The sequence below is a fragment of the Desulfosporosinus youngiae DSM 17734 genome, from assembly GCF_000244895.1.
GTDB classification, from domain to species: Bacteria; Bacillota; Desulfitobacteriia; order Desulfitobacteriales; family Desulfitobacteriaceae; genus Desulfosporosinus; species Desulfosporosinus youngiae.
In genome coordinates, this window is the sequence record NZ_CM001441.1 from 5498538 (window position 1) to 5511706 (window position 13169).

Consider the following 13169-nt stretch of genomic DNA (forward strand, 5'->3'; position numbering starts at 1 on the left):
TCCCGGACGCATGCGGTTAAAATAACACGTCCATGCTAATATCCCCCAACGTTGAACATCCGGTTAAGACCATAGCCTGTTTTAATTCGTTCGTCATTCTCCTTATGGCTAAGGCAACCCCTTCTGCACCTCCACCGTAACCTGCAATGATCAGGGGTCTCCCAACCATAACAGCATCAGCACCAAGCGCCAACATTTTTAGGACATCAAGCCCCGTTCGAATTCCGCCATCAACGATCACCGGAATCCGTCCCTCCACCGCCGCAGCTATCTCCGGTAAAACCTCCGCCGTTCCTGGCGTATGATCAATCACCCTTCCGCCATGATTAGAAACGACAATAGCAGCAGCACCTGCTTCGACGGCTATTTCAGCTTCATCCAGGGTCATAACTCCTTTAACAATAAACGGCAATGAGGTGTTGCCGATAATCTCTTTCAGTTCCTCTTTACTCTTGGGACTGACCGGGATGGTTACCAGACCCGCTGCATCGACATCCATACCCACAGCAATAACTCCTGCTTGCTCAGCTTGCCGCAGATAATTAACCACTTCCTCCCATTGACGGGGCTTCATAAAGGGAATGCCCCGGCCTTGAGCTTTAGCAACTACCTCAACACCAGCCTTATACATTGCCGGGTCCGTCGCATCTCCGGTGGATCCTAAGGCGCCTGAAGTAAGACAGCCCTGAATTACGGCTTCAGCCCATTCTTCTTCATTCAAAGCTCCACCCATGTTAAAGTTATTCCCTGTAATAGGAGCACCGAGAATCGGAGTTTTCAGTTCCAGGCCGAAGAGTTTTAGGGTTGTATCGGGCTTTTTGACACTATGCAGTGTCCTCAGATTAATGCGATAGGCTGCTAATGCCTCCACATTGTTTTTAAAGGATGCCCCCGTTCCCATTCCGCCCATACCTGGAACTTCCCCGGCACAGGCCTTGCCATTACACTCCGGACAAACCCTGCAAAACCCTTTGAGCTTTTCCCGCGCTGTTTCGCGCACTGTTCTGATGTTCATAGCTACCTCCACTTAAGCTTTTTAAACATTAATGTTTAGCACAAATCGTTCAATAGCCTCCGCCACTCCGTCTTCTTCATTTGTGACAGTTACAATATCCGCTAATTCCTTTACTTCCGAACGGGCATTTCCCATGGCTACCCCAAGGCCGGCATATTGAATCATTTCTAAATCGTTGAAGCTATCTCCAATGGCCATTACCTCTTGCTGCTGAATTCCAAAACGGTCCGCCAAAGCGGCCAAGGCAACTCCTTTATTCACAGAGCCTTCGATTATTTCGAGAAAATGGGGTTTGGACTTGGTAATATGCACCTTGTTTCCGTAATGCTGACGCAAGAAGGGGGCTAATTTATCCAGATCAGACTCCGCCGCGATACAGAGGATTTTCTCCACCCCTTCCGGTTCCTGAGAAAGCAGCTTCGACAGGTCAGCTTCCTCAATTCGAACACTGGCGATCCGCGCGTACTCCTGTGACCATTCATTGAATGTTTGCGTAATCACTCGATCCTTGAGATAAATCTGAGCATAAATTCCCTGCCGGCTGACATCCTGAATAATCTCAGAGGCTAGAGTGCTGGGAATTACACACCGAAAAATTATTTCTCCGCTGACAGCCTGCTGAGTCATCGCCCCATGATAGGTGATCACTGGAACATCCAGTCCCAATTGCTTGGCATAAGGTCGTGTCGATATAGGCATCCGCCCGGTGGCAATCGTCACTTTTACCCCCTGCGCCTTAGCCTTTTGAATTGCTTCCACCACTCGCGGAGAGATTGTCCAATCATCCCTCAGCAATGTGTCATCAAGATCCATAGCTACTAAACGAATCGTCAAAGCCCTCACCCCTCCTCTGATTCAAACCCTATTCGTTAAGCAAATAACGTTTTAGATACTGCCCTGTATAAGAGGCCGGAAAATCCGCAATGTCCTCCGGTCTCCCCGCAATCAGCACCTCTCCACCCCGATTGCCGCCCTCAGGACCGAGGTCAACCAGCCAGTCCGCGGTTTTGATGACATCCAGATTATGTTCAATGACGAGAACGGTGTCTCCCCCATCCACTAGGCGGTGAAGCACCTGGAGAAGTTTATCAATATCTGCCGTGTGTAAACCTGTAGTCGGTTCATCGAGAATATAAATTGTTTTCCCTGTACTGCGCCGGCTCAATTCTGTAGCCAGCTTAATGCGCTGAGCCTCTCCTCCCGACAAAGTGGTTGCGGGTTGACCGAGGCGTATATAGCCAAGCCCCACATCTTGAAGGGTCTGAAGTTTGCGCGCAATCTTTTGGACTGCCTGGAAGAAATCAACCGCTTCATCGACCGTCATATCGAGGACTTGAGAAATGTTTTTTCCTTTATAGCGCACTTCCAAGGTCTCCCGGTTATAGCGTTTTCCCTCACAAACTTCGCAGGGCACATAGACGTCAGGCAGGAAATGCATCTCGATCTTAATGATTCCATCTCCCTTACAAGCCTCACAGCGCCCCCCTTTGACGTTAAAGCTAAACCGTCCTTGTTTGTACCCCCTCATTTTTGCTTCCGGAGTTATCGAGAAAAGTTCGCGGATAAAATCAAAAACGCCCGTATAGGTTGCAGGGTTTGAACGGGGGGTCCGTCCTATGGGAGACTGATCAATCTCAATTACCTTTTCCAGATGCTCCAGTCCCTTTAACTCCTCGTGTGCTCCAGGGCGGACCCGGGCCCGGCCAAATTTAGACGCTAATCCCTTAAATATAATCTCATTGACCAATGTGCTTTTTCCCGAACCTGAAACTCCGGTCACACAGGTAAACATACCCAAAGGAATACGCACATCGACATTTTTTAAGTTGTTTTCCCGGGCGCCCAACACTTCGAGCCACTTACCATTCGGCTGCCGCCGTTCCTTAGGTACAGTGATCTGCCTGGCACCGCTTAAATATTGACCCGTTACTGATTCCTGATTGGACTTAATCTCCTCGATCGGTCCTTCGGCCACCACTCGCCCGCCATGAGCCCCTGCACCGGGACCGATATCAATGATATGGTCGGCAGCAACCATCGTATCCTCATCATGCTCTACTACGATCAGGGTATTTCCGAGGTCCCGCAACCGCTTAAGGGTTGCCAGCAACCGGGCATTATCCCGTTGGTGGAGGCCGATGCTCGGTTCATCCAGGACATATAGGACACCCATTAAACTTGAGCCAATCTGAGTTGCCAGGCGAATCCGCTGTGCTTCTCCGCCGGAAAGCGTGCCTGCGGCACGTGCCATGGTCAGGTAATCCAGTCCTACATTCATTAAGAAACCCAGCCGTTCTTTGATTTCTTTTAAAATCTGGTGGGCAATGGTTTCTTCTTTAGGCGTAAGCACAAGAGAATTCACAAAACTAATCGCCTCTGTAATGGAAAGACGGGACAAATCATCAATCGAGATTCCGCCAACCTTCACCGCCAAAGCTTCAGGTTTTAGTCGTTTTCCCTGACATGCCGGGCAAAGATGTTCACTCATATACCCTTCTATTTCAGAGCGCACATAATCAGAGGTTGACTCACGATAACGGCGATCAAAAAAGGGAATCAGTCCTTCAAAATTGGTATTGTAGGTCTTTTCCTGATCAAATATATTTTGATACTGAAAGGTTATGGGGGTCTCTGTTCCATAGAGCAACCCCTTCCACTGGCTCTCATTGAGTTCCTGAATCGGAGTATCCATCCCGAAACCAAGGTTATGGGCCACGGCCTGCATCATTTTCGGGTAATAAACTGAGCTGGACTTGGCCCAGGGCGCTATTGCTCCTGCTTCTAAAGACAGGGAACGATCCGGAATGATCAGGTCAATATCCACCACCAGATTTGCCCCTAATCCTGTACACTTCGGGCAAGCTCCATAGGGACTATTGAAGGAAAAAAGACGCGGTGAGATTTCTTCGAGAGCAATCCCGCAATCCGGGCAGGCAAAGTTTTCGCTGAAACGCAGCTCGTCTCCATCAATGATATCTGCGATGACATTTCCCTCTCCAAGTTTAAGGGCTGTTTCTAAAGAATCCGCCAAACGTTCCGCAACTTCAGGTTTCAGAGAAATGCGATCAATCACAATTTCAATAGAATGCTTTTTATTTTTTGCCAACAGGATTTCCTCACTAAGGTCCCGGGCCTCCCCGTCAACCCGCACCCGAACATACCCCGCTTTACGAGCATCTTCAAAGACCTTTTGATGTTCTCCTTTTTTCCCTTTAACCAGTGGGGCTAATATCTGCAGTCTTGTCCGTTCCGGGAAACTCATTAATTGGTCCACCATCTGTTGAACTGTCTGCTGAGTAATCCCTTGACCACACTTTGGGCAATGGGGATGACCGATCCTTGCATAGAGCAAACGAAGATAATCTGAGACCTCAGTTGCCGTACCGACTGTGGAGCGGGGGTTGCGGTTGGTCGTTTTTTGGTCAATAGAAATCGCCGGGGAAAGCCCTTCGATAGAATCTACGTCCGGCTTGTCCATTTGACCCAAGAACTGCCGTGCATAGGCGGAAAGTGATTCTACATAACGCCGCTGTCCCTCAGCATAAATTGTATCGAAGGCCAGGGATGATTTTCCCGAGCCGGACAACCCCGTGATAACGACTAGTTTATTACGGGGAATGTCAATATCAATGTTTTTTAAATTATGGGCACGTGCTCCACGCACGCGTAGATAATCTTGGGTCATGTCTTGCCTCATTTCTTGCTATTATATGTTTAAGCTTGGGGACCGCTCTCTACTTGCACTTTCTTGCTTCTGATAAATGCAAGCGGAGACGGTTCTTAACTTGCTTAGCTTGTACTTTGTTTAATCCCCTAAGAGTACCATCCCTGTCCTTCCTTTTGGTCATCGTTTTCGGGCAGAGCCTTGTTTCCTGTGCGCTTTTTGGTCATAGCGGGTGTTTTTCCTGCCTTTTCCTTGTTGACTGGTCATTTTGTATTTGTTTTCTTCTCCTTTTAAATCAATCATAGCATCCCGGATTTCGGCCGCCCGCTCAAAGTCTAAGTCCCGGGCCGCGAGGCGCATTTCGGCTTCTAAGTTCTCAATTAACTGAGCAAGCTCGTCCGGAGGTAATTTGTTCCCATAAGCCTTTTGCGCCTCGGCCACTTTCGTAGCCTCCGGCCCGGCATATACAGCCTTGCGGATGGTTTGCGGAGTAATTCCTGATTTCTCGTTCCAAGCCATTTGAATTGCCCGGCGCCGGTTTGTCTCATTAAGAGCCTTCTGCATCGACTGAGTGATTTTATCTCCATACATAATAACTTTACCTTCGGCATTTCGCGCCGCACGACCAATGGTCTGAATGAGGGAACGATCCGATCTAAGAAACCCTTCTTTATCCGCATCAAGAATCGCCACGAGAGAAACCTCCGGCAGATCCAGTCCTTCCCGCAAAAGGTTAATCCCTACTACGACATCGATCTCGCCCAAGCGAAGTTCGCGGAGGATTTCCACCCGTTCAAGAGTCTTAATATCCGAATGAAGATACTTTACTTTGATATCCAAGTTGATAAAGTAATCCGTCAGATCCTCAGCCATTTTTTTGGTTAAGGTTGTGACCAGGACACGTTCATCGTTCTCGATCCGTTGGCGAATTTCTCCTAACAAGTCATCAATCTGACCTTTGGTCGGACGGAGAATAACTTCCGGGTCCAATAGCCCCGTGGGGCGAATGATCTGCTCGACAAGCATCGGACAATGTGCCAATTCATAGGGTCCTGGCGTGGCACTGACATAAACGCTTTGTTTAATTTTCCGTTCAAACTCAGCAAAGGTCAAGGGCCGGTTATCCAGAGCAGAGGGCAGGCGAAACCCGTAGTTCACTAAGGTGGTCTTTCGTGAGCGGTCCCCTTCGTACATCCCTCTTACCTGAGGAAGGGATACGTGGGATTCATCCACAAAAAGAATAAAATCCTCCGGGAAATAATCAAGTAAGGTGTAAGGAGTTTCTCCTGGTTCACGGAAGGTCAAGTGACGGGAATAGTTTTCAATACCATTACAAAAACCCATTTCTCTAAGCATTTCAAGGTCATAGCGGGTTCGTTGCTCCAGGCGCTGGGCTTCAATAAGTTTGTTTTCGGAATTCAAGATTTTCAATTGTTCTTCGAGTTCTATCTCGATATTCTCTGCCGCCAGCATAATCTTTTCTTGAGCAGTGACATAGTGTGAATTCGGGAAAATGGAGACATGATACCGTTCCCCCAGGATCTCCCCTGTCAGCATATTAATTTCATAGATATGCTCAATTTCATCTCCGAACATATCGACACGAATCACTCGTTCGCTGGAGGAAGCGGGGTAAATCTCCACAATATCTCCACGTACCCGAAAGGTTCCCCGGGTAAATGCTATATCATTGCGGTCATATTGGATCCCTATCAGCTTACGTAAAATCTCATTACGATCAATAACTTGTCCCTGTCTCAGGGAAAGGACAAGGTCTCGGTAATCCTCCGGAGAACCTAAACCGTAAATACAGGAAACGCTGGCTACTACAATCACATCACGACGCTCCAGCAGCGCGGCAGTTGCGGAGTGACGCAATTTCTCAATTTCCTCATTAATGGAGGCATCTTTTTCGATGAAGGTATCACTCGAAGGAACATAAGCCTCGGGTTGGTAATAATCATAGTAGCTCACGAAGTACTCCACGGCATTCTCAGGAAAGTACTCTTTGAACTCACTGTAAAGTTGGGCAGCCAAGGTTTTGTTATGGGCCAGTATTAGGGTTGGCCTTTGCACCTTGGTAATAATATTTGCCATCGTAAATGTCTTACCCGACCCAGTAACTCCCAGCAATGTCTGGTGGTTACTGCCATTTTTTAGACCTGCGGCCAAGGCATCAATGGCCTGGGGCTGATCCCCACCGGGTTGGTATGGGGCATGTATCCGAAATTCCATGCTCCGCTCTTCCTTTCAATAATAAAAATCTCTTAAAATGGCTGGCTATTATAAATGAGTTATGTATAAGTATAATCACTCAGTGTAATTGCTAAACTCCGATCTACTAAATGTATTTTACATCTACCCAAGCGCTTATACAAATCGAAAGAGACTTAGCTATTAAGTGTAATCTGACGAAAACAAACAAAAAGCCGAACATATATTCGGCTTAAGCAATATCATTTCTTTTTTAAACTGTGCTCAAACTAGTTTACACCCAGTACTATAAATAAACCGTTATTTTCCCTCTTCTTTCCCTTTATCCTTAGCCTGATCCCCCTGTTCTTTCGAAGCGTCTTTAGATTGCTCTGCTTGTTGCTTTAACATTTCCGGAGGAACCGTTTTAACTTGTTCATTTACGGTTTTCTCCGTGCCTAATACTTTCCCCTCAGCATCCAGATAATCTCGTGTTGTTTCTGTTTTCACCCGTTCCGTAACTTTTTCAACCCCCTGAGGAAGGCCGCCTTGCTGATCTCCGGACTGTCCCTCTTCCTTCTTTGTATCATTCTGCCCTTTTTCTTCGTCTTTGCTTTGCTCCTTTTCTTTAGAACCTTTATCCGAGGCTTGCTCCTTTTTCTTTTTATCTTGCTCTGCGCTTTGCATCGTTGTCGTATAACTTTTCTGAGTGACCGCCAGATTAGCTGGAGTAACTGCCTTAACCGCTACAACCTTAGCCGGTATTTCTCCTTGCTCGCTGGTAAGTGAATGCTCTACTTCCAGAGGTTCTTTCTTAATAACCTTCTGCGCCCATTGATAAGCATTAGCCCCCTGCAAATATGGAGCGGTATCAATATCCCCGCTTTGAGAGCCCTTGGACATCCTATCCAACGATGGGATACTAGCTTGTCCGCCAATCAGACTTATTTTTTTGTCCAGCTGCATTTGTTTGAGGACTTCACTGGCCTGCACGGCTAACTTTTCATTATGAGCCAAAATCCCTTGAACCGTATCCGGATTTTTCTGAAGAAAGTCTATCAGGCTTGTCCTGGCAACCGATTCGGAGCCTTTTGGAGTAGCGATGGTGTGTACTATGAGCTTGGGATACTTGCTCAGAACTGCCGTATTGCCTGCTAAGAGTTCTTGAGAGCCGGTTTCGTTCGGGTCTCCCTGTAGGACAATGACTTGACCTTCGCTCGTTTTACCTACCAATGTTTGGGCCATAAGCTCACCGGCTTTTTCTTGGTCCGGAATTATTATTCCTTCAGGCTTTACTCCGGACGGAAGCTGAGTTAAGGCTAAAACAGGTATCTCTTCGGCTTGGGATTTTTGTAAAATACTCGTATCTCCCCCTTGATAAATTAGAATCTTGGCGTCCTTCAAAGGGGATTCTTTTTCCGATTCGCTGTCCATATACTTTATTTGTACATCTTCTTTCTTGGCCAGATCTTCAATCCCTTTAGAAATAAGTAACTTATTAGGGTCCTCATTATTTAGCGAAACTGCAATAATGGTTTGATCCTGAGTCTTAGCTGAAGTTTTATTTTTATTTTTTCCTAAAAGGTCTTGTAGACCACAGCCACTTATGGTTAAACTAAGACATAGAGGAAAAAAGATGAATAAGAATCGCAACTTCTTTGACATGTCAACACTCCTTTCGGGGCTCTCACGCAATTCTTGAAATTAGTTTTCCCTCGTCGCCTTAAAAAATGCAGTATATAAATTCTTTACTGCTTCACAACTATTAAGGAGGGCTTTTATTTGCCTATTAAATTGGAACACGTATTAAAGCGTGTACAAGCTCTTCCTCCTCTGCCAACATCTGCTTTACGGGTTATTGCCTTAACTAAAAACCCTGACACAACTGTAAAAGATCTGGAAACCGTGATCAGTCAGGATCCCTCACTCGCTGCAGGGATCTTACGACAAGCTAACTCTGCGTATTACGGCTATGCAAGGCGAATCTCATCTCTCCAAGAAGCCATCGTCATGCTTGGTTTTCAGGTGACACAAGGGTTAGCAATGGCTTCTGCCGTCGCCCCGTTACTTAAAACCAATCTTTTAGGTTATGAGATCGAACAAGAGGGCCTCTGGAAGCATTCAATGCTGACTGCCATGACCGCCAAACGTCTTTGTCAATATAAGAAACTTCCTTATGGAGACACCGCCTTTACTGCAGGTTTGCTTCATGATATCGGAAAACTGGTGATCTCTGTTTATGTTCAGGAAGTAGGCAGTTTTCTGGTCGAGAAAGTAAAGGAGGTAAAGCTTTCCTATGTTGAACTTGAGGAAAAAGTTATAGGCTATAACCATGCTGCTGTCGGCGGCTTCCTGGCAAGAAGCTGGTTTCTGCCGGAAGATCTTGTTTCCCCAATTTCTTACCACCATTCTCCTTCACTTGCCCCAAGTTATCCTGAACTTGCCAGTGTCGTTCATGTTGCTAATGGGCTGGCCAATTTACTGGGAATCGGCGGCGGCGTGGATAGTTTGCTAAATCCTATACAACAGGAAGCACTTGATCGACTATCCCTTGAGGAAACCGATCTGGAATATTTGCTGGCTGACCTTGGAGAATTTCTTGTCGATCCGAGCCTATTTAGTTAAGCTTAAATAGAATCAACTTTTGATGTGTAAATCACATAAAATTTGATTAGTTAAGGTTTCCCTATAGCTATCCACTTGATCAAAATTTACGGCTTCCATATAAATCCCTTTAAGCTGAGACCTGTTCGTTTGCCAAGACGCCAAGGTCTCTTTTAATGTATTACTTAAAGGCCGATCCAAACCTTGATCTTTCAAGTTCTCCGGATTTCCTTGCCAGATTGCTAAATGCCGCTCAGGAAAGGCAATCCCGATTACTTCATCTGGATTGAGGGGATGCAGAACGATCTCAATCAGCTGTCCTAATTGCTGGGCTTCGCGCAGAACCCAATCTAAGGCGTCTAAGGTTTCATCCCCTTCCAGCCGGATTTGATCAAAATCCGTCAGGAAATGGGGCGCAAGATTCAACCACCCTTCTGCAGTTAAGCCGTGCAGGAAAAACGGGTTGATGACACTCTTTTGCAGCAGCTTCAGAGCATTTTCAGCCAGCGGCCAAGGGCCGCTATTTTCTTTCTTTACTTTTAACTGAGCTGAATTTCCCAATATCCAAGACATAGTTCCTTTTTCCCTAGACCGCTTTGAGCCCCTGGCGCCTATCACCGAGCTTAGTTCTGAAGCCAGCTCATCTTCCAACCTTATTTGCAAATCCAGCAACCGTTTCTCAATCTCTATTATTGACGCACGCTGCCTCTCTAATTTTAGTTCATTACAAAACAGACTGAAATCCGCGAATTTCTCAACGACACCCGGAGCTTGCCAACGAAGCGGAGAAACCTCCATGGCATCCAGCATTGCTAAACCCATCCGGGGCATGACAAAACCTGCCATAGAATTCGGGTCGCGTACTGACCTTAAAAAATCAACGTCATATCCCCGATCCAACAATTCTAAGCCAATAACTTTTATCATCGTCGATTTTCCTGTCCCGGGTCCTCCCACCAGAACATAAGCTCTTTGCCAATTCGGCATCATGTTGGGTAATAAGGATATGTACCCCCTTGTAGTTAGCCCCTCGGCAAAGTAATGTCGCACCCCGTTCTTATTTTTCATGCTTATTACCCCCGTCGTTTTTTCAGTCAGCGTAGTCTATGCAAAATCGTGGTCCGAGGTTCTAGGCTCAGGGTTCGAACTAAAAATTTCAATTAATTAAAACAAAAGGATGTGCAACAACATTTAGTGTTACACATCCATAATATAAGTTCTATTTGAGTTTCTCTCGCAGAGTCTGCAGCGCCTTTTGAAGTTGAGGGTCAAAATTGGTGTCTTGAGGAGTAATAGTGGCTTGTTGTCCTTTGGGCAGCTCAGCCACGATATCGGGTTCGATTCCCTTCTTGTGGATATCCAACTTATTAGGGGTTAAATATTTAGCCGTTGTTAGTTTAACACTGGTCCCTCCATCTAAAGGGAAGATCGTTTGCACAATCCCTTTCCCAAATGTTTTTACTCCCACCAGGTTTGCCGTTCCTTTGTCCTTGATCGCTCCGGCAACGATCTCGGCGGCAGAAGCGCTTTCCTCGTTTACAAGTACGACCATCGGCATTCCCAGATAGGTACCTGTTGCCATCTTTGTATCAACGTTCCCTTGTTTATCAACTATATAAACAACCGGACCGTCGGGAATGAAGTAACTGGCAACTTGTACGGCCGCATTAAGCTCTCCGCCGTGGTTATACCTCATATCCAGGATGAGTCCTTTAAATTGCTTGATATTCATTGTATTAAAGGTGTCCTTAAGTTCCGTACCGGTATCGGAGCCAAACTGGGTAATACTGATATAGGCTATGTCCGGGTGCCCGGGCAAGGCCTGCCCGTCAACGGTCGGAACAGTGATGTTTTCCCTGGTTAAACTCACTGTGAAGGTCTTATTCGTGCTCTCTCTGTAGACTGCCAGGTTTACCTTTGTGCCGGGCTCCCCACGCATCAACCCTACTGCTTTATCCTGGTCCATCCCAGCTGTATCGGCATCGTTAATCTTACTGACCACATCACCCGATTGGATTCCAGCCTTGCTGGCCGGCGAATTCTTAATGGGGCGTAATACAACTAGCTTTTTGGGATCCTTGAGGCTCAGAACAATTCCTATCCCACCGAACTTTCCCTCAAGTATTTCAAACAATTCTTTGTTCTCTTGAGCATTCATGTATGTGGAGTATGGATCTCCTAAGATTTCTACAATCCCTTTTGTCGCACCTTCCACTAGCTGAGATGTCGATACATTTTCTAAGTAATCATGGCGGATAAGCTGTACAACATGCACTAGCCGCCCCACGTTATTGACGTTAGCAATTACAATCCCACTTACCAACGTGGTCACCAGAACAGAAAAAATCAGGAAGATGACTCCAACACGTTTGGCAACTCGTTTCATGTTCCACTCTTGCAATCTATTAAACCCCTTCCCTTTCTTACACTGCCAGAAATATAACGTTCTTAGACCTGCTTCTATTATATGCTTATACTTATCCAGAAATACTGCTTATCCATTAATTAGGAAAATACTGCAGAGGGTCAGTCGTGTTTCCGCCCACTCGGACTTCAAAATGCAAGTGTGCACCTGTGCTCCATCCTGTCGAGCCCACAGCCCCAATCACTTCATTGGCCTCAACGGCTTGACCTTCACTGACATCCAGGCGGGACTGATGCCCATAGAGTGTCGAGATCCCACTGCCATGGTCAATAATTGTCATATTTCCGTAAGCCGTATTCCATCCGGCTACAATGACAACTCCTGCTCCGGCGGCATAAATCTTAGTCCCGGTCGGAGCGACAATATCCGTACCGGTATGCAAACTGCGTTTTTTCGTAATCGGATGAGTCCGCCAGCCAAAGGGGCTGCTAATCTGATAATAGCCGGGTACCGGCCAAGTTGAAATTGTGCCATTCCCGCTCTTTCCTTTACCGGCCTGGGCCGCCTGCAATTTGCGAATCTTTTCTGACAGGGCTTTAGACTCGGCTTCCAGCCGATCAACCTCATCAAACGCCGCTTGTTGGGCTTTAAGATTCTGATCTAAAGCATCTCGCTGCTGGGATTTTTTCTTCTCCAGATCCATGCTGACTGCAGCCGCCTGGGCTTGAATCTTGGCAGCTTGATCCCTTTTGACTTGCAGCTCGCTCTTTTTCTGGTTAATCTGAACCTTTTGCTCTTCAATACCCGCCAACAATTGACGATCGTTGTCCACTAGTTTGGTGAAATATTCCATACGTGTAATGAAATCGCTAAGGTCTGAGGACTGGAAGAGCAGTTCCAAATGGCTAATCTGCCCACTCTCATAAATTCCCCGGGCTCGTTTTCCCAGGGCCAGCCGACGGTCTTCAAGTTCCGCTTGTTTTTGCTCCAATTCCTTTTGGGCTAAGGTGACCTGGTTTTGTGCTTGTGTATAAGCAAGCTTCTTCTGATTCAAATCTGTTTGAGCCTGTGCAACTTCAGTTTCTAATTTAGCCAGCTGATTTTTCATTATGTCGGACGTATAGGTAAGCTTGTTTAGCTTCCCTTGAGCTTGATCTTTCTTGTTTTGAATGTCCTGCTGCTGTTCAATACTTTCTCCAAGCTGATCGGCCCGGGAAGGCGATGCCATGTTCCCAAGCAAAAGAAGACTAACCAGCACGGTTGGTATGACTTTCTTCCCAAACAAACTGCTCCACCATCCTTACCTAAAATTCTTGTCCCTTTAAACA

Annotated in this window: 9 protein-coding genes; 1 reads left to right on the top strand and 8 read right to left on the bottom strand. The window is 46.5% G+C overall.

What is annotated here, in order from left to right; all coding sequences use genetic code 11:
* Positions 1-16 precede the first annotated feature (16 nt).
* The 5 genes from DESYODRAFT_RS25640 to DESYODRAFT_RS25660 form a co-directional block, all read right to left on the bottom strand.
* Positions 17-1015: an alpha-hydroxy-acid oxidizing protein gene (locus tag DESYODRAFT_RS25640; protein WP_007787509.1), complete on the bottom strand. Its 999-nt coding sequence runs from the start codon at positions 1013-1015 to the stop codon at positions 17-19.
* Between the two features lie 21 nt (positions 1016-1036).
* On the bottom strand, positions 1037-1849 hold the full coding sequence (locus DESYODRAFT_RS25645; protein ID WP_007787511.1) for a Cof-type HAD-IIB family hydrolase: 813 nt from the start codon (positions 1847-1849) through the stop codon (positions 1037-1039).
* A gap of 28 nt (positions 1850-1877) precedes the next feature.
* Complete coding sequence (uvrA, locus tag DESYODRAFT_RS25650) at positions 1878-4700, bottom strand: excinuclease ABC subunit UvrA (RefSeq protein WP_007787512.1); 2823 nt, start codon at positions 4698-4700, stop codon at positions 1878-1880.
* A gap of 159 nt (positions 4701-4859) precedes the next feature.
* A complete protein-coding gene (gene uvrB / locus DESYODRAFT_RS25655) occupies positions 4860-6914 on the bottom strand; it encodes an excinuclease ABC subunit UvrB (RefSeq protein WP_007787515.1) in 2055 nt (684 codons plus the stop codon).
* Positions 6915-7193: 279 nt separating this feature from the next.
* Complete coding sequence (locus DESYODRAFT_RS25660; protein ID WP_007787516.1) at positions 7194-8537, bottom strand: sugar ABC transporter substrate-binding protein; 1344 nt, start codon at positions 8535-8537, stop codon at positions 7194-7196.
* 117 nt (positions 8538-8654) lie between these two features.
* Here DESYODRAFT_RS25660 and DESYODRAFT_RS25665 point away from each other — a divergent pair, with 117 nt between their 5' ends.
* Complete coding sequence (locus DESYODRAFT_RS25665; RefSeq protein WP_007787519.1) at positions 8655-9497, top strand: HDOD domain-containing protein; 843 nt, start codon at positions 8655-8657, stop codon at positions 9495-9497.
* 12 nt (positions 9498-9509) lie between these two features.
* Here the strand turns inward: DESYODRAFT_RS25665 and DESYODRAFT_RS25670 are convergent, their stop codons facing one another.
* From DESYODRAFT_RS25670 to DESYODRAFT_RS25680, 3 genes are all read right to left on the bottom strand, one after another.
* Positions 9510-10544: a hypothetical protein gene (locus tag DESYODRAFT_RS25670; RefSeq protein WP_007787521.1), complete on the bottom strand. Its 1035-nt coding sequence runs from the start codon at positions 10542-10544 to the stop codon at positions 9510-9512.
* Positions 10545-10695: 151 nt separating this feature from the next.
* Positions 10696-11877, bottom strand: coding sequence for a S41 family peptidase (locus tag DESYODRAFT_RS25675; RefSeq protein WP_207636357.1), 1182 nt, complete (start codon positions 11875-11877; stop codon positions 10696-10698).
* A 100-nt stretch (positions 11878-11977) separates the two neighbouring features.
* Positions 11978-13126 carry a murein hydrolase activator EnvC family protein gene (locus DESYODRAFT_RS25680; RefSeq protein ID WP_007787525.1) on the bottom strand — a complete coding sequence of 383 codons (1149 nt, stop codon included), beginning with the start codon at positions 13124-13126 and terminating at the stop codon, positions 11978-11980.
* Positions 13127-13169: the final 43 nt, after the last annotated feature.

Excerpts from the sequence above, each read along its gene's own strand:
- DESYODRAFT_RS25640 (WP_007787509.1), bottom strand. The coding sequence starts at position 1,015 with ATGAACATCAGAACAGTGCGCGAAACAGCGCGGGAAAAGCTCAAAGGG.
- uvrA (WP_007787512.1), bottom strand. The coding sequence starts at position 4,700 with ATGACCCAAGATTATCTACGCGTGCGTGGAGCACGTGCCCATAATTTA.
- uvrB (WP_007787515.1), bottom strand. The coding sequence starts at position 6,914 with ATGGAATTTCGGATACATGCCCCATACCAACCCGGTGGGGATCAGCCC.
- DESYODRAFT_RS25660 (WP_007787516.1), bottom strand. The coding sequence starts at position 8,537 with ATGTCAAAGAAGTTGCGATTCTTATTCATCTTTTTTCCTCTATGTCTT.
- DESYODRAFT_RS25670 (WP_007787521.1), bottom strand. The coding sequence starts at position 10,544 with ATGAAAAATAAGAACGGGGTGCGACATTACTTTGCCGAGGGGCTAACT.